General features: G+C 70.8%; 18 protein-coding genes and 1 pseudogene. 13 read left to right on the forward strand and 6 right to left on the reverse strand.

The genetic code is table 11. From position 1 onward, the window contains the following. Positions 1-65 precede the first annotated feature (65 nt). A pseudogene (locus ACFWYS_RS01385) lies at positions 66-336 on the reverse strand (glycosyl hydrolase); the annotation flags it as partial. Between the two features lie 122 nt (positions 337-458). Between ACFWYS_RS01385 and ACFWYS_RS01390 the strand changes: the two are divergent. The 3 genes from ACFWYS_RS01390 (at position 459) to ACFWYS_RS01400 (ending at position 3506) form a co-directional block, all read left to right on the forward strand. Then, the gene (locus ACFWYS_RS01390) at positions 459-1565 is read left to right on the forward strand and encodes a LacI family DNA-binding transcriptional regulator (protein ID WP_384761920.1); all 1107 of its coding nucleotides are present in this window, start codon (positions 459-461) and stop codon (positions 1563-1565) included. 244 nt (positions 1566-1809) lie between these two features. Next, the gene (locus tag ACFWYS_RS01395; protein ID WP_384761922.1) at positions 1810-2166 is read left to right on the forward strand and encodes a YciI family protein; all 357 of its coding nucleotides are present in this window, start codon (positions 1810-1812) and stop codon (positions 2164-2166) included. 47 nt (positions 2167-2213) lie between these two features. Further along, the gene (locus ACFWYS_RS01400) at positions 2214-3506 is read left to right on the forward strand and encodes an RNA polymerase sigma factor (RefSeq protein WP_384761924.1); all 1293 of its coding nucleotides are present in this window, start codon (positions 2214-2216) and stop codon (positions 3504-3506) included. A gap of 3 nt (positions 3507-3509) precedes the next feature. Here ACFWYS_RS01400 and ACFWYS_RS01405 read toward each other — a convergent pair whose 3' ends face one another. Next, positions 3510-4679, reverse strand: coding sequence for an SAM-dependent methyltransferase (locus ACFWYS_RS01405; RefSeq protein ID WP_384761926.1), 1170 nt, complete (start codon positions 4677-4679; stop codon positions 3510-3512). A 119-nt stretch (positions 4680-4798) separates the two neighbouring features. On the opposite strand from ACFWYS_RS01405, the gene ACFWYS_RS01410 reads away from it, so the two are divergent. From ACFWYS_RS01410 to groL, 4 genes are all read left to right on the forward strand, one after another. Continuing rightward, positions 4799-5749 carry a polysaccharide deacetylase family protein gene (locus ACFWYS_RS01410; protein WP_384761928.1) on the forward strand — a complete coding sequence of 317 codons (951 nt, stop codon included), beginning with the start codon at positions 4799-4801 and terminating at the stop codon, positions 5747-5749. A 191-nt stretch (positions 5750-5940) separates the two neighbouring features. Continuing rightward, positions 5941-6651 (forward strand): polysaccharide deacetylase family protein, encoded by a 711-nt coding sequence (locus ACFWYS_RS01415; RefSeq protein WP_384761930.1) that lies wholly within the window; start codon positions 5941-5943, stop codon positions 6649-6651. Between the two features lie 225 nt (positions 6652-6876). Continuing rightward, the gene (gene groES / locus ACFWYS_RS01420) at positions 6877-7185 is read left to right on the forward strand and encodes a co-chaperone GroES (RefSeq protein ID WP_031477499.1); all 309 of its coding nucleotides are present in this window, start codon (positions 6877-6879) and stop codon (positions 7183-7185) included. A gap of 132 nt (positions 7186-7317) precedes the next feature. Continuing rightward, entirely contained in the window at positions 7318-8946 is a 1629-nt protein-coding gene (gene groL, locus ACFWYS_RS01425) for a chaperonin GroEL (protein WP_384761932.1), read from the forward strand. Positions 8947-9034: 88 nt separating this feature from the next. On the opposite strand, the gene ACFWYS_RS01430 is transcribed toward groL, so the two are convergent. Further along, positions 9035-9727 carry an ester cyclase gene (locus tag ACFWYS_RS01430; RefSeq protein ID WP_384762226.1) on the reverse strand — a complete coding sequence of 231 codons (693 nt, stop codon included), beginning with the start codon at positions 9725-9727 and terminating at the stop codon, positions 9035-9037. A gap of 160 nt (positions 9728-9887) precedes the next feature. Here ACFWYS_RS01430 and ACFWYS_RS01435 point away from each other — a divergent pair, with 160 nt between their 5' ends. Beyond that, entirely contained in the window at positions 9888-13193 is a 3306-nt protein-coding gene (locus ACFWYS_RS01435) for a hypothetical protein (protein WP_384761934.1), read from the forward strand. Here the strand turns inward: ACFWYS_RS01435 and ACFWYS_RS01440 are convergent. After that, positions 13156-13929, reverse strand: a complete 774-nt coding sequence (locus ACFWYS_RS01440) for an SDR family NAD(P)-dependent oxidoreductase (RefSeq protein WP_384761936.1) — start codon at positions 13927-13929, stop codon at positions 13156-13158. The genes ACFWYS_RS01435 and ACFWYS_RS01440 overlap by 38 nt on opposite strands. Positions 13930-14119: 190 nt before the next feature. After that, a complete protein-coding gene (locus ACFWYS_RS01445; protein WP_384761938.1) occupies positions 14120-14788 on the reverse strand; it encodes an MOSC domain-containing protein in 669 nt (222 codons plus the stop codon). 80 nt (positions 14789-14868) lie between these two features. Between ACFWYS_RS01445 and ACFWYS_RS01450 the strand changes: the two genes are divergently transcribed. Then, the gene (locus ACFWYS_RS01450) at positions 14869-15774 is read left to right on the forward strand and encodes a LysR family transcriptional regulator (protein WP_384761940.1); all 906 of its coding nucleotides are present in this window, start codon (positions 14869-14871) and stop codon (positions 15772-15774) included. Between the two features lie 51 nt (positions 15775-15825). On the opposite strand, the gene ACFWYS_RS01455 is transcribed toward ACFWYS_RS01450, so the two are convergent. Continuing rightward, on the reverse strand, positions 15826-16155 hold the full coding sequence (locus ACFWYS_RS01455; protein WP_384761942.1) for a WhiB family transcriptional regulator: 330 nt from the start codon (positions 16153-16155) through the stop codon (positions 15826-15828). 381 nt (positions 16156-16536) lie between these two features. Between ACFWYS_RS01455 and ACFWYS_RS01460 the strand changes: the two genes are divergently transcribed. The 4 genes from ACFWYS_RS01460 (at position 16537) to ACFWYS_RS01475 (ending at position 20949) form a co-directional block, all read left to right on the forward strand. Then, positions 16537-17148: a response regulator transcription factor gene (locus ACFWYS_RS01460; protein ID WP_003948568.1), complete on the forward strand. Its 612-nt coding sequence runs from the start codon at positions 16537-16539 to the stop codon at positions 17146-17148. A 304-nt stretch (positions 17149-17452) separates the two neighbouring features. Further along, positions 17453-18040: a sigma-70 family RNA polymerase sigma factor gene (locus ACFWYS_RS01465; protein WP_384761944.1), complete on the forward strand. Its 588-nt coding sequence runs from the start codon at positions 17453-17455 to the stop codon at positions 18038-18040. Between the two features lie 165 nt (positions 18041-18205). Next, positions 18206-19708, forward strand: coding sequence for an IMP dehydrogenase (guaB, locus tag ACFWYS_RS01470; protein WP_384761946.1), 1503 nt, complete (start codon positions 18206-18208; stop codon positions 19706-19708). A 116-nt stretch (positions 19709-19824) separates the two neighbouring features. After that, the gene (locus tag ACFWYS_RS01475; RefSeq protein ID WP_384761948.1) at positions 19825-20949 is read left to right on the forward strand and encodes a GuaB3 family IMP dehydrogenase-related protein; all 1125 of its coding nucleotides are present in this window, start codon (positions 19825-19827) and stop codon (positions 20947-20949) included. Positions 20950-21105: the final 156 nt, after the last annotated feature.

Below are 21105 nucleotides of genomic sequence, written 5' to 3' on the forward strand. Positions count from 1 at the left end.
TCTCGCGGGCGGCCCCGCCCCGGGCCCCCCCCCCCGCCCGGGGGGGCGGGGGGGGGGGGGGGGGGGCGCCCGCGCGCCCCCCCCCCCCCCCGGGTCCACGGGGGCGGTGCCGAAGGAGCGGGTGAGCTGGCCGAGGCCGTGGGTGATCAGCTCCGCCCAGTCGTAGTCGGCGGTCATGTCGTGCTGGTGCGGGGCGACTCCGTCGCCGTCCGTGGCGGCGCCCACCCACACGCCGTACAGCTGGGCGGTCTTCTCCTGAAGGGTCATCCGGGAGAGGAGGTCGTCGACGCGGGCGGCGGCGGGCAGGGCGGGGTCGCGCCAGGGGGCGGTGGTCATGGAACTCCTGTCGGGGCGATGGGCCACTCGCGAATGTTTCGTAGTTCACCTCGAATGTTCCGGGAACCTAGGCGTGGTGAGAAGGGTTCGTCAAGGGGGCATGCAGGGATACGATCGCCGCCATGACTGCCCGTGAGCCCGCTGAAACCCGGACGCCGCCGGGTGAAACCCGGACAACACAGAGTGCGACCAAGGCGACGTCCCCGTCCGCCGGCCGGTCCGCGCAGACCGCGACGCTCGCCGAGATCGCCCGCGAGGCCGGTGTCTCGGCGCCGACTGTTTCGAAGGTCCTCAACGGACGTGCGGACGTCGCCCCGGCGACCCGTACCCGGGTCGAGGAGCTGCTGCGTGCCCACGGCTACCGCCGACGGCGGGCCGAGGCGAGCCGCTCGCCACTGATCGACCTGGTCTTCCACGAGCTGGAGAGCGCGTGGGCGATGGAGGTCATCCGGGGCGTGGAGAACGTCGCCCGGGACGCCGGGCTGAGTGTGGTGCTGAGTGAGAGCGCCGGGCGGCTGACCCCGGGCCGGACCTGGGCCGACCAGGTCGCCGCCCGCCGCCCGCACGGCGTGATCCTGGTGCTGTCCGGCCTCGACGAGTCCCAGCGCGCCCTGCTCACCAGCCGCTCGATCCCGTTCGTGGTGATGGACCCGGCGGGCGACCCGGGCGCCGACGTGCCGTCCATCGGGGCGACCAACTGGCAGGGCGGGCTCGCCGCCACCCGGCATCTGGTCGAGCTCGGCCATCGCAGGATCGGCGCGATCACCGGGCCGTCCCGGATGATGTGCAGCCGCGCCCGTATCGACGGCTACCGCGCCGCCCTGGAGACGGCCGGGCTCCCGGTCGAGCAGGACCTGATCCGGCCCGGCGACTTCCACCACGAGACCGGTTACCGGCAGGGCCTGGAGCTGCTGCGCCGCCCGGACCGGCCGACTGCCGTCTTCGCCGGGAACGACCTCCAGGCGCTCGGGCTGTACGAGGCCGCGCGTGAACTGGGGCTGCGGATTCCCCAGGACGTCAGCGTCGTCGGCTTCGACGATCTGCCGATCGCACGCTGGGTGGGGCCGCCGCTGACGACCGTACGGCAGCCGCTGACGGAGATGGCGGAGGCGGCGGCGAAGCTGGTGCTCGATCTGGCGCGGGAGGAGGGGGCGCCGGTGGCGACGCGGGTGGAGCTGGCTACGAGCCTGGTGGTGCGCAGCAGCACGGGTGAGCCTCCGGCGGTTTGACGGGAGCGGCCTGTTGCTGCATTGACGGGTGTTTCGTGCCGCGGCAGACGACACCGAAGCCAGTCGGTTGTTCAACCGAAACTTTCGGAAGGGCCTCTGGTGGGAAGCGGGCGCTGCCTGCGGAAATACCGGCCGGAGAAAAACTTCGAAGAAATCCGGGGACCGTGTCGATCCGGAGGGCTCCCGTTCGACGCAGGGGGTGAGAGGCCGGGAAGGACCCGGTCATCCACCCCGAGGAGTCACCATGCCCCGCTACCTGTCCCTCGTCCGGATCGACGAGTCCACCGCCCCCGCCGAGGGCCCCAGCCCCGAGATGATGCAGCGCATGGGGGAGTTGCTGGAGGAGATCACCAAGGCCGGCGTGATGCTCGACACCGCCGGGCTCACCCCGTCGGCGCAGGGCACCCGTGTGCACTGGGACGGCGCGAACGTCTCCGTGACCGACGGGCCCTTCACCGAGTCCAAGGAGGTCATCGGCGGCTACGCCATCATGCAGTGCAAGGACAAGGCCGAGGCGCTGGAGTGGTCCTCGCGGTTCGTCAAGGTCCACGGCCCGGAATGGCAGGTCACCTGCGAGGTCCGGGAGATCGCCGAGGGCTGACCCGCCCTCCTTGGATCCAGGGTCCTACGGGTGTTGCATGGTGGGCTGTGACCCCGCAGCCCACCGCAGACCCGCCCACCGCAGACCCGCGCGGTGCCATCGAGACCGTCTTCCGCATCGAGTCTCCTCGCGTGATCGCCGCCGTCGCCCGCCTGGTGCGCGACGTCGGCATCGCCGAGGAACTCGCGCAGGACGCCCTGGTCGCCGCGCTGGAGCAGTGGCCCCGGGACGGCGTCCCGGACAACCCCGGGGCCTGGCTCATGGCCACCGCCAAGCACCGTGCCGTGGACCTGATCCGGCGCCGTGACAACTACGCCCGCAAGCTCGCGGAGATCGGCCGCGACCTGGAGACGACGGCACCGCCCGAGGAACCCGCCGCCCTGTACGACCCCGACGACATCGACGACGACCTGCTCCGCCTGGTGTTCACCACCTGCCACCCGGTCCTGTCGCCGGAGGCCCGGACCGCCCTCACCCTGCGCCTGCTCGGCGGTCTGACGACACCGGAGATCGCCCGGGCGTTCCTGGTCCCGGAGCCGACGATCGCCCAGCGCATCGTCCGCGCCAAGCGCACGCTCGCCACGAAGAACATCGCCTTCGAGGTCCCGTACGGCCCCGACCGCGAGGCCCGCCTCGGCTCGGTCCTCGACGTGATCTACCTGATCTTCAACGAGGGCTACGCCGCCACGGCCGGCGACGACTGGCTGCGCCCCGCCCTGTGCGAGGACGCGCTGCGCCTGGCCCGGATCCTGTCCGGACTGATGCCGAAGGAGCCCGAAGTGCACGGCCTGACCTCCCTCCTCGAATTCCAGGCGTCCCGCACCCCGGCCCGCACCGGCCCGTCCGGCGAACCGATCCTCCTCAAGGACCAGCACCGCGGCCGCTGGAACCGCATGCTCATCGCCCGCGGCATCAAGGCGCTGGGCCGCGCGGACGCCACGGCCACGGGGGCCCACGGCCCGTACGCCCTCCAGGCCGCCATCGCCGCGTGCCACGCGCACGCGTACACCTACGAGGAGACGGACTGGAAGACGATCGCGACCCTGTACGGCCTCCTGGCCGCCCGGTCCCCTTCCCCCGTCGTCGAGCTGAACCGCGCGGTCGCCGTGTCGATGACCGAGGGGCCGGAGCCCGCCCTGGAGATCGTCGACGCGATCGCCGCCGAACCCGCCCTGCGGGACTACCACTTGCTGCCGAGCGTGCGCGGCGATCTGCTGCTGCGTCTGGGGCGTACGGCGCAGGCGCGGGCGGAGTTCGAGCGGGCGGCGGGGCTGACGCGGAACGAGCGGGAACGGGACCTGTTGCTGCGGCGGGCGGCTGCCGCCGAAGCCTCCCCGTAGGCCCTACGCCGGCCGTCCCACCAGCATCGTCGGCGCCCCCGCCACCCGCGTCAGGAACACGGTCGCCGAGTTGGGTCCCTGAGGCTTGACCTTCTTCCGCAGTTCCTCCGGCTCGACGGCGGAGCCGCGCTTCTTGACGGTGAGGACGCCCACCTGCCGCTCCCGCAGCAGCGCCTTCAACTTCTTGACGTTGAAGGGCAGTTGATCGGTGATCTCGTAAGCGGCGGCATACGGCGTCGCGCGCAGCTCGTCCGCCGTGACGTATGCGATGGTCGCGTCCACCAGGCCGCCGTCCAGCTGGTCCGCCACCTCCGCTACCAGATGCGCCCGGATGACGGCGCCGTCGGGCTCGTACAAGTACCGCCCGACAGAGCGGACTTCAGGATCGGGAAGCCGGGAGGAGAGCAGCGAACGCGGCCCCGGCAGCAACGTGGCCCGTACCGCCCCGGCCTGCGTCCCGAACCACAGCACCGCCTCCTTCACGTCCCCGCCGTCCGAGATCCACTCCGCCTCGGCGTCCGGCGGAATCGCCTCGTGCGGAATCCCGGGCGCGATCTTCAGCGCGGCCCGCGGCGCCTTGCGAGCCGCCTCCACGGCCCACGACAGCGGCGGTGAGTACGCCTCCGGGTCGAAGATCCGCCCGCGTCCACCCCGCCTCGCCGGGTCGACGAACACGGCGTCATAACCGCCCGTGTCGACCCCGACGACATCCGTCTCCCGCACCTCGACCAGATCCCCGAGCCCCAGCGCCGCCACGTTCGCCCGCGCCACCGCGGCCGTCACCGGATCCCGGTCCACCGCCAGCACCCGGATCCCGGCCCGCGCCAACGCGATCGCATCGCCGCCGATCCCGCAGCACAGGTCGGCGACCGAGCCGATCCCCAGTTCCCTCATCCGCTCGGCCCGGTACGTCGCGACGCTCGCCCGCGTCGACTGCTCGACCCCGTTCGGCGTGAAGTACATGCGCCCCGCGTCCGCCGCCCCGAATTTCGCCACCGCCCGCTGCCGCAGCCGCGCCTGCCCGAGCGCCGCCGACACCAGCTCGGCGGGGTGCTCCCGGCGCAGCCTCGTGGCGACGGCCAGTTCCTCGGCGGGGTCGGTGTCGCGCACGGCGTCGAGGAGGGCGCGGCCCTCGGGGGTGAGGAGGGAGGAGAAGGAGGCGAGGTCGTTCACCGGGTCATTGTCGACCACGTTCGCGCGGGGCCCTTCATGTGGGCCAGTCGGTGGATGGTCCGGCCGCGGCGGCGGTGTCGGCCCGGCTTCGGGGCGGGTGCCTGCGAAGATCCGGCTCCATGCGAGTAGTACGACAAAATGACAAAAGTCGCCTCAATGGGGCAAGGATCACCGTGCTCGCCGTCGCCGTCGCAGTCATCGCCCCGGCCTGCGCACCGGCCGCCGGGGGCGGACCCGACGCCGTACGCCCCACGTCGGGCACCCCGAGCCGACAGCCCCTGAAGGCACCCCCTCCGGTCGGCACCCCGAACCCGCACCCCAAGAAGCCCCAGTCCGCCCACGCGGCCCACGCCGCCCGGGTCGCCGCCGCGAGACGCTGGCGGCTGGCCGGAGTCCCGCTCACGCCCCCGCCGCCCCCCGCGAAGAAGCCGAAGATCGCCACCCGCGACGGCTTCGAGGTGGACGGGCACGAGGAACTCGGGCTTCCGCCGGTCTTCACGACCGTCCCCACCAAACAGCGGGTCGTCTTCCTCACCATCGACGACGGAGCCGAGAAGGACCCGGCGTTCCTGCGGATGATGAGCGACCTGAAGGTGCCGTACACCGCCTTCCTCAGCGACTACCTGATCAAGAAGGACTACGGCTACTTCAAGCGGATGCAGGGCAACGGCGTGGTCCTGAACAACCACACCCTCCACCACCCCTACCTCCCGTCCCTCTCCTACCGCCGCCAGAAGCGTGAGATCTGCGGGATGCAGGAGGTCGTCGAGAGGCACTACGGCAAGCGCCCGCTGCTCTTCCGCCCGCCCTTCGGGAACTACAACCGGAACACCCTGCGCGCCGCGAAGCGCTGCGGCATCAAGTACGTCCCGCTGTGGAACGAGGAGGTCTTCGTCGACCGCTGGGACTACCGCGAGTGGAACCGGAAGATCCGACCGGGTGACATCGTCCTCACTCACTTCCGGGGCAGGGACGACTGGAAGGGCACAATGCCCGACATGATCCGCCGATTCCTGAACAAGGTGACGGCCGAGGGGTATGCGGTGGCCCGGTTGGAGGACTACCTGTGAGGCAGCCGGCGCCGGCCGCCCCGGGACCACGGGCTCTGGCGGCCGTCGTGCTGGCGTCCGCCCTGCTCACCGGTTGCGCCCAGTCGGCCCAGTCGGCCGGGCCGGCTGCCGGAGCCCCGCCCGGCGGGAACGCGGCAGCCCATGACGCACGACCGGCGACCAGTCCGACGACCGGTCCGAGGGCCAACCCGATGCCCAGCCCGAGGGCCAACCCGACGCCCGGTACGGCCCAGCCGTACCGCCGTTGGGGCCTGACCGCCCCCCTGCCCGCACCCCCGTCCTCGCCCACCCGTCGCCGGCCGCCCCCGGCGCGGGACCAGGTGCCCGTCGTGGACCGCGTCGCCACCAGCGACAAGGTCGTCTTCCTCACCTACGACGACGGCGCCGAGAAGGACCCCCGCTTCGTCGACATGGTCCGTGAGCTACGGCTGCCGGTCAGCATGTTCCTCACCGACAGCGTGGTCGGCCCGGGCTACGGCCACTTCGCGCGGCTGCGTTCGGTGGGCGCGTCCATCCAGAACCACACGCTCGACCACGCCGCCCTGCTCGGTCTGCCGTACGCCGGCCAGCGTGCCGAGATCTGCGGCCAGCAGAGCAAACTCCGCGCCCGCTTCGGCATCCGCCCCCAGCTCTTCCGCCCGCCCTACGGGACGTACGACACCACCACGCTGCGCGCCGCCGCCGACTGCGGTGTGACGGCGGTGGTGCTGTGGCGGGCGGCGATGGAGGGAGACGGGGAACTGACGTACGCGAAGGGCCCCGGTCGGCTGCGTGCGGGTGACATCGTCTCCGTCCCTTCGGGTGAGCCGACGGGACTGTCCCTGCGGGAGCGGACGACGCGGCTGCTGCGGGAGATCCAGGGCAGGGGGCTGGCCGTGGGGCGCCTGGAGGACTACCTGTAGCGCCGGGGCCGCCCGTACGCCGCGCCGCGTCGATTACGCCGCGCCGCGATGAATTGGCACTCCGCTTGACCGAGTGCTAATCCCGGTCATAGTCTCAGGTCTGGCACTCCCCCCTGGAGAGTGCCAATACGCGACGGGCAGGTCCGGCACCCGCGACGACGGATCCACCTGGTCGCCACCTCAGACAGTTAACCCCGTGAGATCTCCGAAGGGGGAGGTCGGATCGTGACGACCGCCAGCTCCAAGGTTGCCATCAAGCCGCTTGAGGACCGCATCGTGGTCCAGCCGCTCGACGCCGAGCAGACCACCGCCTCTGGCCTGGTCATCCCGGACACCGCGAAGGAGAAGCCCCAGGAGGGCGTCATCCTCGCCGTGGGCCCGGGCCGCTTCGAGAACGGCGAGCGCCTGCCGCTCGACGTGAAGGTCGGCGACATCGTGCTGTACAGCAAGTACGGCGGCACCGAGGTCAAGTACAACGGCGAGGAGTACCTCGTCCTCTCGTCCCGCGACGTGCTCGCGGTCATCGAGAAGTAAGACGACCGAGGTTCTAGACGACCAAGGTTTTCCAGCTGCGCCCCTGGCCCCCGCGACCACTACAAGAAGCCGGGCGCCCGGGGCGCAGTGTCTTTTTGTGAATCCCTAGTTTCCGAGAGGGCTCCCGCTGTCATGGCGAAGATCCTGAAGTTCGACGAGGACGCCCGTCGCGCCCTGGAGCGCGGCGTCAACAAGCTGGCCGACACGGTCAAGGTGACGATCGGCCCCAAGGGCCGCAACGTCGTCATCGACAAGAAGTTCGGCGCACCGACCATCACCAACGACGGTGTCACCATCGCCCGCGAGGTCGAGGTCGAGGACCCGTACGAGAACCTCGGCGCCCAGCTGGTGAAGGAGGTGGCGACCAAGACCAACGACATCGCGGGTGACGGTACGACCACCGCCACCGTGCTGGCCCAGGCGCTGGTACGCGAGGGCCTGAAGAACGTCGCCGCGGGTGCCTCCCCGGCCGCGCTCAAGAAGGGCATCGACGCCGCCGTGGCGGCCGTGTCCGAGGACCTCCTGGCCTCCGCCCGCCCGATCGACGAGAAGTCCGACATCGCCGCGGTCGCCGCGCTGTCCGCCCAGGACCAGCAGGTCGGCGAGCTCATCGCCGAGGCGATGGACAAGGTCGGCAAGGACGGTGTCATCACCGTCGAGGAGTCCAACACCTTCGGCCTGGAGCTGGACTTCACCGAGGGCATGGCCTTCGACAAGGGCTACCTGTCGCCGTACTTCGTGACGGACCAGGAGCGCATGGAGGCCGTCCTGGAGGACCCCTACATCCTCATCAACCAGGGCAAGATCTCCTCCATCCAGGATCTGCTGCCGCTGCTTGAGAAGGTCATCCAGTCGGGTGCCTCCAAGCCGCTGCTGATCATCGCCGAGGACGTCGAGGGCGAGGCCCTGTCGACCCTGGTCGTCAACAAGATCCGCGGCACCTTCAACGCGGTCGCGGTCAAGGCACCCGGCTTCGGTGACCGCCGCAAGGCGATGCTGCAGGACCTGGCCGTCCTCACCGGCGCCACGGTCATCTCCGAGGAGGTCGGCCTCAAGCTCGACCAGGCCGACCTGGATGTGCTGGGCTCCGCCCGCCGTGTCACGGTCACCAAGGACGACACGACCGTCGTCGACGGCGCCGGCGACTCCGCGGACGTCACGGGCCGCGTCGCCCAGATCAAGGCCGAGATCGAGAACACCGACTCCGACTGGGACCGCGAGAAGCTCCAGGAGCGCCTCGCGAAGCTGGCCGGCGGCGTGTGCGTGATCAAGGTCGGCGCCGCCACCGAGGTGGAGCTGAAGGAGAAGAAGCACCGTCTGGAGGACGCCATCTCCGCGACCCGCGCCGCGGTCGAGGAGGGCATCGTCTCCGGTGGTGGCTCCGCGCTCGTCCACGCCGTGAAGGTCCTGGAGGGCAACCTCGACAAGACCGGCGACGAGGCCACCGGTGTCTCCGTGGTCCGCAAGGCCGCCGTCGAGCCGCTGCGCTGGATCGCCGAGAACGCCGGCCTGGAGGGCTACGTCATCGTCTCCAAGGTGGCCGAGCTGGAGAAGGGCAGCGGCTACAACGCCGCGACCGGCGAGTACGGCGACCTGGTCAAGGCCGGCGTCATCGACCCGGTCAAGGTCACCCGCTCCGCCCTGGAGAACGCCGCCTCCATCGCCTCCCTCCTCCTCACGACCGAGACCCTGGTCGTCGAGAAGAAGGAAGAGGAAGAGCCGGCGGCCGGCGGTGGCCACGGCCACGGGCACGCCCACTGAGCTCAGACGCTCGCAGAGAGCCCCGGTCCCGCACTCACGCGTGGGACCGGGGCTTTCCCCTTCGCGGGCTCTGTGGGCTACGCGGGCCTCACTGACCGAGTACCCCCAGCTGCTCCAGCAGCCCGGCCCGGTCGTACATCCAGTGGCTCTCGCAGATCCTGCCGTTCCGGAACCGCTGCAAGGTCATGCCCTGCATGGTCACGTCCTGCCCGGTCGCCGGAATCCCGAGGAACTCCCCCTTGTGCCGCGCGACCCACGTCCACCGCGTGCACACCTGGTCGTCCTGGGCCAGCTGGTCGTCGATCCGGAAGGTGAAGTCGAAGGCGGCACGCCATCCCGCGTACTGCTCGCGGATCCCGGCGACGCCCTGCACCGGCTGCGGATACGCCGGATCGTTGTCCACGTAGTCGTCCGTGAGGTGCTCCCCGATCCGCTCCGGCGCCATCTTGCCCATGTCCTGGAAGAAGGCCCGCGCCGCCAGGACGTTCAGCTGATCGTCCCGCACGACGTCCAGATCGGTGAAGGTCGGCGTCTCGTCACAGAGCGCAACCATCTCCTGGAAGATCCGGTCGGTCTCGGGCAGGTTGGAGTTGCGCATCGCCTCCTCGTACGAGGGAAACTCCACGATCTCGATGAAGTGCGACGCGTCGGACCGGTCCTTGCCGATGATGTCGTGCGTCGCCGTCCGCTTCCCCTTGGTCTGCTCGACCCACCTGTCCATCAGCCGGTTCATCTCGTCGAAGCGGCTGGTCCTGCAGTCGATGAGCTGTACGAAGGTCATGACGCCGTCGCCTCCCGGGCCCTCGATTCCACTGATTCCGCTGATCCGCAGATTCTTCTGATTCCGGACGAACAGCACCATTCTGCCCATCGAGGGGACGCTGCGCCTGTCGGCGCTTTGGCATCATGACGGGATGCGCTGGTGGGGGAGACAGCGGTCGGTGACTGCGGGGCGGGACATCGGGGTGGCGGTCACCGGAGACCACAACCGGATCCACCTCGCCGCGCAGGTCCGCTCGGCCTATCAGGAGCAGGTTCGCAGGATCGCCCCACCCCAATTGATCGGCCGCGAGCACGAGTTGGCGGAACTGGCCGACTTCTGCACGACCGACTCCGGCCCGGCGTACGCCTGGTGGCGGGCGGAGGCGTGGGCGGGCAAGACGGCCCTGCTGTCCTGGTTCGCGCTGCACCCGCCACGGGGCGTTCGCGTCGTTCCCTTCTTCGTCACGGCCCGCCTGGGCGCGCAGAACGACGTGACGGCGTACGTCGATGTCGTCCTGGAGCAGTTCGCGGAGCTGGCCGGCGAAAGCCTGCCGGCGCACCTCACCTCGGCGACCCGCGAGGCCCACCTCATCAGCCTGTACGACCGGGCGGCCCAGGTGTGCGTGGCGCGCGGCGAACATCTGACCCTGCTGGTCGACGGCCTGGACGAGGACCGCGGCGTCACCACGGGCCCGGACGCCCACAGCATCGCGAGCCTGCTGCCCGCGCCTGCCGGGGCGGGGATGCGCGTTCTGGTCGCGGGCCGCCTGCACCCGCCGCTGCCGGCGGACGTACCCGACGGCCATCCGCTGCGGGACCCCGCGATCGTACGGACGCTGACGCAGTCGCCGTATGCCCGTGCGATCCGGTCGGAGGCGGAACGCGAACTCAAGCGGCTGCTCGTGGCCGGCGGTCTGGAGTACGACCTGCTGGGGCTGGTGACGGCGGCGGGCGGCGGCCTGACGGCGGACGACCTGGCGGAGCTGACGGGGGCGGCTCCCTATCGCGTGCGGGACGTGCTGCGCACCCGGGCCGGGCGGACGTTCACCGTGCGTGCGAGCGGCTGTCTGCTGGCCCATGAGGAACTGCAGCACCAGGCCGAGGAGATGCTGGGCTCGGCCGAACTGGCCCGGTACCGGGACACGCTGCACGACTGGGCGGACCGGTGGCGAGGGCGTGGCTGGCCCGAGGGGACGCCGGAGTACCTGCTGCGAGGCTACTTCCGGATGCTGCACGGATGCCGGGACACGACCCGTGTGACGCGCTGCGCCCTGGACGCGGAACGGCACGACCGGATGCTGGCGGTGACCGGCACCGACGCGATGGCTCTGGAGGAGACCGACGCGGCGGAGCGCCTGCTCGACGGACCGGACCACCTCGTCGCTCTGCTGCGGATCCGTATCCATCGTGATGCCATCCGCGGGCGGGACAGCGGGTTCGCGGCGACCCGGGCCTGGGCCTGGGCCGCGCTGGGACAACCACTGCACGCGCAGGCTCTGGCCCGCGCCTCGCGCGATGCGTCCGCACTCGCCCTGGTGGCCCAGGAGTTCACCGCGCAGGGTCTTGCCGAGCGTGCCGCGGACCTGGCGGCTGCCGCGGAATCGGCGCTGGAACAGGAGAGACACGGGCGTATCGCCGGACATGTCGTCGAGGTCCACCGGGCCCTGGCCGGGCTCGGGCTCCATGACCGGGCGGACGCGGTCCTCGGCACGGCATCCGACGCCGTTTCCGAAGCAGGGCTCGCTCCACGCGTCGTCGATGTGTGGGTGGCGCACGGCGAGTTCGAGCGTGCGCGATCCGTGGCCCTGAGCCAGACCCGGCCGACGCACCGGGCGGCCTGCTTCCGCGCCCTTGCCGCCGGTCTGCTCCATACCGACCTCACGGGTGAACTCGGAGACGCCGTAGGGACAGCGACGGCCCTGGAGTTGTGCACGGAACTGCTGGAGGGGGCCGCGGCCGGTCCGACGCCGAGTGGGGAGGCCGCGGTGTCCCTCCTGGTGCGGTCGGGACAGTACGAAGCTGCCGAGGCCGTGCTGCCGGAGTTGTCGAAGGACGCCGCGGCCGGAGCCGCGCGCATCCTGGGGGATGCCCTCGCGCGCAGGGGCGAGATCGAGCGGGTACTGAGACTCTCCCGCAGGCTGCACCCGCTCGACGCGCGGCCGGCGCTCCTCGCGGCGGCAGCGGAGGGCTTCGCCGCGACCGGGCGGCTGCAGGAGGCGGAGGCCGTCGGATCGGGCCACGGTTCCCTTGAGGCGTTGGCCAGGGGGGCCGTTGCCCGGGCGCGAGCGGGGCACCGTGCGCAGGCGTCGGAGTTCCTGGCCCGGGCCGAGGACCGCTGCCGTGGCGAGGCCGACAGGCGGCGTGCCATCAGTGATCGCACGAGAGCGGCAGAAGCCATGGTCGACGCAGGGCATACCGAGGCGGCCCGCGAGATCCTCGCCGCCGTCGAATCGGATCTCCCGCCGCCTCCCCGGATCCGCATGACGGGAGGGGACCTCGATGCGCATGCCGACTATGAGGAGCAGCTCACCCTGGTGATCCGGGCTCTGGCACTGGCAGGCGAACTGGACCGCGCCGAGGCCCTGATGAACCAGCAACCGCAGCGCTTCACGACAGGTGGTATCACCTGGGCCGCGGCGTGGACGGAGCTTGTCCACGGATGGATCGAATCCGGACAGTACGACCGTGCCGAAGCGCTGGTGTCCGGGGTGCGATACGACGACGACCGTGACGAATTGCGGGCGGTGATGGCCGTGGCATTCGCTGCCCGGGGCGCGGCGGACCGGGCTGCCGTCTGCCTGGCCGCTGTCGGGGATCCGTCCGTGCGCATTCCCGCGACGGCGGACACGGCCGGCGCCCTGGCCGGCCGAGGACTACGGGACGAAGCACGCGCCCTGCTGACCGGACTGCCGGGAATGGGCGGTGACGATGCCCCGGTCGGTCGCGATGCCCACGAGGAATCTCCGGGGGACACGGCTCTGAACCTGGCACAGCTGTGCCGTGGATGGTCCGCCGTCGGAGAGCCCGAGCGTGCCCGTGCGCTGGCTGACGCAGCACTGCGCATGTGCGGCGTCACCGACGATCTGACCGCGGGGTGGCGGATGGTCCGTGCCCTCATGCGTGCCGGACTGCACGAGAAGGCCAAGTGGTTCGTACGCCGGCTGCCACCCGGTGACACTCACGACTGTGCCCGGGAGACCCTGGCCCAGTGCCTTGCCGAGCAGGACGAGCCCACAGCGGCACTGAACTGGGCAAGACCACTGCTGAACGACGATTGCGGACTCATCGAGGCCGCCAGGGCCCTGGTACCCGTGGTCGATCCGGTACTGGGCCGCACCCTCGCTGCTCACATCCTGCGGCACGGGGACTGGTCGCACGCCCTCCCCGCGGTGCTCCATCTCGAACCCGCCGCTCTACCCACCCTCGTCGAGTCCCTCCGGCAGATGCCTACTGCGGCCCGTACTTCCGCCCCGTCTTCGAGCTGATCCCGCCCAGCATCCCCCGCGGCACCAGCTTCGCCGCCCCCATGAGCACCTTGTACCGAGGATCCGGGATCGACACCGTCTTCCCCCGCGCCAGATCCGCGAGCGCCGCCGCCACCAGCTTGTCCGCGTCCAGCCACATCCACCCCGGGATGTTGTCCGTCCCCATCCCGGCCCGCTCATGGAACTCGGTCCGTACGAACCCCGGGCACAGCGCCATCAGCCGCACCCCGCTCCCCGCCAGGTCCCGCGCCGCGCCCTGGGTGAACTGGACGACCCACGCCTTGGACGCGCCGTACGTCCCGCGCGGTACGAAGGCCGCGACCGACGCGACGTTGACGACGCCGCCGCGCCCGCGCTCCCGCATCGCCTCCGTGGCCGCCGACGTCAGACGCAGTACCGCCTCGCAGTGCACCTTGAGCATCTTCAGCTCGTCGGCCATGGAGACGTCGAGGTAGCGGCCCTTGTTGCCGAACCCGGCGTTGTTGACCAGCAGGTCGACTGGGTTCCGGCGGTCGCCGAGGCGGGCGGCGACCGTCTCGATGCCGGTGTCCTCCGCCAGGTCGGCCGTGAGCACCTCCGCCTCGATGCCGTGCCGGTCGTGCAGCTCGGTGGCCTGCTCCCGCAGCCGCTTGGTGTCCCGGGCCACCAGGACGAGGTCGTGCCCATCGGCCGCCAGCCGCCGCGCGAACGCGGCGCCGATGCCCGCGGTCGATCCCGTAATCAATGCCGTTGTCATGGCGCAAGATTAGTGACCTGGACTGCGCACTTCCGCTCCCCGTTCAGCCATGCCGGTACCGGTGCCCGTGCGTCGAGTGGGCCGAGTGCGTCGACCGGGCCGACGGAGCCTTCGCCCGCTGTCCCGTTCTCCCCGGCATGACTACTGACGCCCCCTCACTGCCGAGACGTCCGTCATTTCTGACGTCCGCTCAGGCCCCGTTCTTCGCCACGTACTTCCGTGCCGTCTCCAGCGACTCCGGGTGCAGCGCCTCTCCCGCCGCCAGCAGCCGCGGCAGCAGCTTCCGCTCCGTCGTGACCGCCCGGAACTGCATCGCCACCGTCACGTCGTGAGCGGGCCGGTGAATGATCTCCATCGCGTCGCCCGCCCGGATCTCGCCCGGCTCGATCACCCGCAGATACGCACCCGGCGCCGCCTTCACGGTGAACCGCTTCACCCACTGCTCCTCACCCACATGGCCCTGGAAGGTGCGGCAGGGAATCCGCCCGGAGGTGACCTCCAGCACCAGATCGGCACCGATCCGCCAGCGCTCACCGATCAGCGCGCCGGACACGTCCAGGCCGAAGGTCGTGAGGTTCTCGCCGAACCCGCCGTTCGCCAGCGGCCGCCCCAGCTCGCGCTCCCAGTCGTCGAGGTCCTCGCGCGCCACCGCGTACACGGCCTGGTCGTCGCCGCCGTGGTGGCGCAGGCTGCACACCTCGTCCCCGGCCACGCCACTGCCGCCGGTCCCCTTGGGCCCGGGAGCCGCCACCCGTACCGGCCCGTCCGCCGGCTGCTTGTCGATCCCGGTTACGCCATCCGGGTGGTCCGTGTACGGCACGTACTTCCGGTGGCCCAGGTTCACAGACAGAAGCTTCATGACCGCACGGTAGGCGACCGGCAGTCAAAGCGTCCATGCGTTATTCGGCGCCATGCCCAAGGATCACTTATGCTTGATCTGTGATCGAGGCCCGTCATCTCCGTGTGCTGCGCGCCGTCGCCGGCACCGGTTCCTTCTCCGCGGCGGGGCGCGAACTGGGCTGCACCCAGCCCGCCGTCAGCCAGCAGATGAAGGCCCTGGAGGCGTCCGTCGGCACACCCCTGCTGATCCGCACCGGGCGCGAGATGCGGCTGACCCAGGCCGGTGAGGCACTGGTGCGGCATGCCGCCGGGATCCTGGCGGGACTGACCGCCGCCGAGGAGGAGGTCGCCGCCATCGCCGGGCTGCGGGCCGGCCGCGTCCGCCTCGTCTCCTTCCCCAGCGGAAGCTCCACCCTGGTCCCGACCGCCCTCGCCGCCCTGCGCGCCGCACACCCCGGCACCCGGGTCTCCCTGGAGGAGGCCGAGCCGCCGAAGTCCGTCGAGCTGCTGCGCGAGGGCGACTACGACGTGGCGCTCGCCTTCCGCTACGAAGGCGCGGCCCAGGAGGGGGAGTGGGACGACCTCGTCGTACGCCCCCTGCTGACCGACCGGCTCATCGCCCTCGTACCCGAACGGCACCGCCTCGCGCGCACCGCGCCCACCGGGTCCCTCGCCATCGGGGACCTCGCCGCCGAGCCCTGGATCGCCGGATGCCCGCGCTGCCGGGGGCAGTTGATCGAGGTGTGCGAGGGCGCCGGCTTCACGCCCCGCATCGACTTCGCCACCGACGACTATCCGGCGGTCGTCGGCCTGGTGGGCGCCGGCCTGGGCGTGGCCGTCCTGCCCCAGCTCGCCGTCGAGTCCGTACGCCCGCGAGGTGTGCGCATGGTGGCGCTGGAGCCGGCGGTGCGGCGGGAGATCGTCGCGCTCACCCTGCCCGACCTGGCGCAGGTGCCCGCGGTGGCGGCCACGCTCCAGCAGTTGGCGCGAGCCGCCGCCCGCTGACGCGGAGTGAGGGCACGCGTGCGCGTGCCCTCACTTTGAAGAAACGTTCCTTCAGTTGGTGGAGCCGGACTCCCCGCTGGTTGTCGACGCCGACACCAGCCGGTTGCGCGCCCGCCCCATGAGTTCCTCGCGTTCGTCCTCGGTCAAGCCGCCCCAGACGCCGTACGGTTCGCGGACCGCCAGCGCATGCGCCGCACACTGTGCGCGCACGGGGCACCTCATGCAGACCTCCTTGGCCGAGTTCTCACGAGCGCTCCGGGCCGCACCGCGCTCGCCCTCCGGATGAAAGAAGAGCGAGCTGTCCACCCCGCGACAGGCAGCCAGGAGCTGCCAGTCCCACAGGTCCGCGTTCGGTCCGGGAAGGCGGGAGAAATCTGCCATTGCGTGACCCCTTGTAGCCGTTCTGGGCGGATACGGTGTCCACGACCGTACATCTACGATCTAAGGAGATGAAAATATGACTCATTGCGAATCTAGCCTCAGACGCCAACAAATGGGAAGAAAAAGGGCTGAATGGGGCATGGGTTGTGATGAAACGTTGTGGGTCCGTCGTGCATGTCTGCACCGTGTCCGCCCCCTCACGTAGAGTGCCGAAGACGGCACATGCCCCCGTAACTCTTTCGAGTGACCGTCGTTGAGAGGGCGGAGGCGGTTGAAGCAACAAGCGCTCGGGCAGGCGTCCGAGACGGTCGACCGCACAGGTGACGATTTCGTACCAGCCTGGAGGCTCAAGGTGACGTGCATCAGCTGCGGAGGGCGGCCATGACATCCGTCCTCGTCTGCGACGACTCCCCGCTTGCCCGAGAGGCGCTTCGCCGCGCGGTCGCGACCGTGCCCGGCGTCGAGCGCGTGACGACGGCGGCCAACGGCGAGGAAGTCCTCCGCCGCTGGGGCGCCGACCGCTCGGACCTGATTCTGATGGACGTACGCATGCCCGGTCTGGGCGGCGTAGAGACCGTGCGGCGGCTGCTGTCCGCCGACCCCGGTGCGCGCATCATCATGCTCACGGTCGCCGAGGACCTGGACGGCGTGGCCCTCGCGGTCGCCGCGGGTGCCCGTGGCTATCTGCACAAGGACGCCTCGCGCGCGGAGCTGCGGGCGACCGTCACGCAGGCCCTCGCCGACCCGACCTGGCGGCTCGCCCCGCGTCGGCTGCGCTCGGCCGAGATGGGCGCCGCGCCGACGCTCACCGCGCGTGAGATCCAGGTCCTGGAGGGCATGAGCCACGGCCGCTCGAACGCCGAGATCGGCCGTGAGCTGTTCCTCTCCGAGGACACCGTCAAGACCCACGCCCGGCGGCTCTTCAAGAAGCTCGGCGCCTCGGACCGGGCGCACGCGGTGGCGCTCGGGTTCCGGTGGGGCCTGGTCCGGTAGGTGGGCCTCAGCGGGGGCACGGGGATCCCCGCCCGCCGTGTGGTGGGCGGGGCTGCTTTCCCGAGGGCGGGCCGACGTGCTTATCGCATGGTGAGCGGGGGTGGCAACGGGGCCCGCCGGGTGCCCGCTGCTCGTTTCGGCGCGGATGCCGCATCCTTGAGGTGTGGAGTCTCTCGGGGACGAGTCGGTCGAGCGGAAGGGGAGGGCGCAGGGGATGAGTGCCGGCGCACCTGCTCATAACGCTTCGGTGCACAACATCGGGCGCGATGCCACGGACCCAACGGCCGCAAGGCACCATGGACCGATGCGCGAGGACGAGGCGACTTATGCCCAAGGGGCGATCGGTGCCCTCGTCCATCGCGCCGTGGACGGCGACGAGCAGGCCACGCACGATCTGCTCGCGCATGTCCACCCCTTGGCCCTGCGCTACTGCCGCACGCGGCTGTCCCGCCTCCCGGGCGACGCCCGGCACTTCGTGGAGGACCTCGCCCAGGAGGTCTGCGTCGCGGTCCTGCTCGCGCTGCCGCGCTACAAGGACACCGGCCGCCCCTTCGAGGCGTTCGTGTTCGCCATCGCCGCGCACAAGGTCGCTGACCTGCAGCGGGCGGCGATGCGGCACCCGGGTTCCACCGCGGTGCCCTCGGACGAGATGCCCGAGCGTCCCGACGACTCCCTCGGTCCGGAGGAGCGGGCGCTGCTGAGCAGCGACGCCGAGTGGGCCAAGAAGCTGCTGGCCAACCTGCCCGAGAACCAGCGGGAGCTGCTGCTGCTGAGGATCGCGGTGGGGTTGACCGCGGAAGAGACGGGTCAGATGTTGGGAATGTCACCCGGAGCGGTCCGGGTGGCCCAGCACAGGGCGCTGAGCAGGCTGCGAGCGCTCGCCGAGCAGTAGCGCTCCAGCAGTGCTCCCTTGAGTGCGCCCCCAAATGAACAGGCTTCTCCACGGTTCCGTACGAACATACGAAGCCTTCAGGCATACAGAACCGTGGAATTTGATAGCCATGCTTCCCGTTAGCATGGACATCCGCACCGATCAAGGCCATTTGGGGAAGGTGTCATGACTGCCAACGTCGACGGAGTGCCCGGTAAATTCGCGACTCTCGGGCTGACCTACGACGACGTGCTGCTGCTGCCGGGCGCATCCGAGGTGCTCCCCAACGCGGTCGACACCTCGTCCCGCATCTCCCGCAACGTCCGGGTGAACATCCCCCTCCTGTCCGCCGCCATGGACAAGGTCACCGAGTCGCGCATGGCGATCGCGATGGCCCGTCTGGGCGGCGTCGGCGTACTGCACCGCAATCTCTCCGTCGAGGACCAGGTCAACCAGGTCGACCTGGTGAAGCGGTCCGAGTCCGGGATGGTCACCGACCCGATCACGGTGCACCCGGAGGCCACGCTCGCCGAGGCGGACGCCCTGTGCGCCAAGTTCCGCATCAGTGGCGTGCCCGTCACCGACCCGGCCGGCAAGCTGCTCGGCATCGTCACCAACCGTGACATGGCCTTCGAGAGCGACCGCAGCCGTCAGGTGCGCGAGGTCATGACGCCGATGCCGCTGGTCACCGGCCAGGTCGGCATCTCCGGCAGCGACGCGATGGAGCTGCTGCGCCGCCACAAGATCGAGAAGCTTCCCCTGGTCGACGAGGCGGGCGTCCTCAAGGGCCTCATCACCGTCAAGGACTTCGTCAAGGCGGAGAAGTACCCGAGCGCCGCCAAGGACTCCGAGGGCCGCCTGCTCGTCGGTGCCGCCGTGGGCGCCAGCCCCGAGGCCCTGGAGCGCGCCCAGGCGCTCGCCGAGGCCGGGGTGGACTTCCTGGTGGTCGACACCTCGCACGGCCACAACAGCAACGCCCTCAGCTGGATGGCGAAGATCAAGTCCAGCGTGGGCGTCGACGTGATCGGCGGGAACGTCGCCACGCGTGATGGCGCGCAGGCGCTCATCGACGCCGGTGTCGACGGCATCAAGGTGGGTGTGGGCCCCGGTTCCATCTGTACGACCCGTGTGGTCGCCGGCATCGGTGTCCCGCAGGTCACCGCCATCTACGAGGCCTCCCTCGCCGCACGCCCGGCGGGCATCCCGCTGATCGGCGACGGCGGCCTGCAGTACTCCGGCGACATCGGCAAGGCGCTCGCCGCCGGTGCCGACACCGTGATGCTCGGCAGCCTCCTGGCGGGCTGCGAGGAGTCGCCCGGGGAACTGCAGTTCATCAATGGCAAGCAGTTCAAGTCGTACCGCGGCATGGGCTCGCTCGGTGCCATGCAGTCCCGGGGCCAGGGCAAGTCGTACTCGAAGGACCGCTACTTCCAGGCCGAGGTCGCCGCCGACGACAAGCTCGTGCCCGAGGGCATCGAGGGCCAGGTGCCCTACCGCGGCCCGCTGTCCAGCGTCCTGCACCAGCTCGTCGGCGGGCTGCGCCAGACCATGGGCTACGTCGGCGCGGCCACCGTCGAGGAGATGGAGTCCAAGGGCCGCTTCGTCCGGATCACCTCGGCGGGCCTGAAGGAGAGCCACCCGCACGACATCCAGATGACGGTCGAGGCGCCGAACTACAGCCGTAAGTGAGGCGCACGCGCGCGTGAGGCTTGATCAAGGGTGGCCCCGGTGCATCCGGGGCCGCCCTTGTCGTACCCGTCGGCGATACTGGAAGACGCTGAACGCATCAGGGAAAGGCCACAGACGTGACTGAGATCGAGATCGGGCGCGGCAAGCGCGGCCGCCGGGCGTACGCCTTCGACGACATCGCCGTCGTCCCCAGCCGCCGTACGCGGGACCCGAAGGAGGTCTCGATCGCCTGGCAGATCGACGCCTACCGCTTCGAGCTGCCCTTCCTGGCCGCCCCCATGGACTCGGTCGTCTCCCCGGCCACCGCGATCCGCATCGGTGAGCTCGGCGGGCTCGGCGTGCTGAACCTCGAAGGACTGTGGACGCGCTACGAGGACCCGCAGCCGCTCCTCGACGAGATCGCCGAGCTGCCCACCGAGGCCGCCACGCGCCGCCTCCAGGAGATCTACGCCGCTCCCATCAAGGAGGAGCTGATCGGGCAGCGCATCAAGGAGGTGCGCGACTCGGGCGTGGTCACGGCCGCCGCGCTCTCCCCGCAGCGCACGGCCCAGTTCTCCAAGGCGGTCGTCGACGCGGGCGTGGACATCTTCGTCATCCGCGGCACGACGGTCTCCGCGGAGCACGTCTCGTCCTCGCACGAGCCGCTGAACCTGAAGCAGTTCATCTACGAGCTGGACGTACCGGTGATCGTCGGCGGCTGCGCCACGTACACCGCCGCCCTGCACCTGATGCGCACCGGCGCGGCCGGCGTCCTGGTCGGCTTCGGCGGCGGCGCGGCGCACACCACACGCAACGTGCTCGGTATCCGGGTCCCGATGGCCACCGCGGTCGCGGACGTGGCGGCGGCCCGCCGTGACTACATGGACGAGTCCGGCGGCCGGTATGTGCACGTGATCGCGGACGGCGGCGTCGGCTGGTCCGGCGACCTGCCCAAGGCCATCGCCTGCGGTGCGGACGCCGTGATGATGGGCTCGCCGCTCGCCCGTGCCACGGACGCGCCGGGCAAGGGGAACCACTGGGGCATGGAGGCGGTCAACGAGGATCTGCCGCGCGGCAAGAAGGTCGACCTGGGCACGGTCGGCACCATCGAGGAGGTGCTGACGGGTCCGTCGCACACCCCGGACGGCTCGATGAACTTCTTCGGCGCGCTGCGGCGGGCCATGGCCACGACCGGGTACAGCGAGCTCAAGGAGTTCCAGCGGGTCGAGGTGACGGTGGCGGACTCGCAGCACATGCGGTAGCCGTTACGTATTCGGCTACGTATACGTCAGGGAAGGGGGGGGGGGGCCCCGGGGGGGGGGGGGGGGGGGTGGGGGGGGCCCCCGGGGGGGGGGGGGGGGGGGGTGTTGGGGGGCGGGGCCCCGTGTTGACACACAATAAGCGCCCCCCCGGGGGGC

Origin of the sequence: Streptomyces sp. NPDC059010 (genome assembly GCF_042740355.1) — a bacterium.
GTDB lineage: Bacteria > Actinomycetota > Actinomycetes > Streptomycetales > Streptomycetaceae > Streptomyces.

Coding starts and splice junctions, on each gene's coding strand:
- ACFWYS_RS01410 (WP_384761928.1), top strand. CDS start 4,799: ATGCGAGTAGTACGACAAAATGACAAAAGTCGCCTCAATGGGGCAAGG.
- ACFWYS_RS01460 (WP_003948568.1), top strand. CDS start 16,537: ATGACATCCGTCCTCGTCTGCGACGACTCCCCGCTTGCCCGAGAGGCG.
- ACFWYS_RS01440 (WP_384761936.1), bottom strand. CDS start 13,929: ATGACAACGGCATTGATTACGGGATCGACCGCGGGCATCGGCGCCGCG.
- ACFWYS_RS01415 (WP_384761930.1), top strand. CDS start 5,941: ATGCCCAGCCCGAGGGCCAACCCGACGCCCGGTACGGCCCAGCCGTAC.
- guaB (WP_384761946.1), top strand. CDS start 18,206: ATGACTGCCAACGTCGACGGAGTGCCCGGTAAATTCGCGACTCTCGGG.
- groL (WP_384761932.1), top strand. CDS start 7,318: ATGGCGAAGATCCTGAAGTTCGACGAGGACGCCCGTCGCGCCCTGGAG.
- ACFWYS_RS01390 (WP_384761920.1), top strand. CDS start 459: ATGACTGCCCGTGAGCCCGCTGAAACCCGGACGCCGCCGGGTGAAACC.
- ACFWYS_RS01430 (WP_384762226.1), bottom strand. CDS start 9,727: ATGACCTTCGTACAGCTCATCGACTGCAGGACCAGCCGCTTCGACGAG.
- ACFWYS_RS01395 (WP_384761922.1), top strand. CDS start 1,810: ATGCCCCGCTACCTGTCCCTCGTCCGGATCGACGAGTCCACCGCCCCC.
- ACFWYS_RS01445 (WP_384761938.1), bottom strand. CDS start 14,788: ATGAAGCTTCTGTCTGTGAACCTGGGCCACCGGAAGTACGTGCCGTAC.
- ACFWYS_RS01455 (WP_384761942.1), bottom strand. CDS start 16,155: ATGGCAGATTTCTCCCGCCTTCCCGGACCGAACGCGGACCTGTGGGAC.
- ACFWYS_RS01465 (WP_384761944.1), top strand. CDS start 17,453: ATGCGCGAGGACGAGGCGACTTATGCCCAAGGGGCGATCGGTGCCCTC.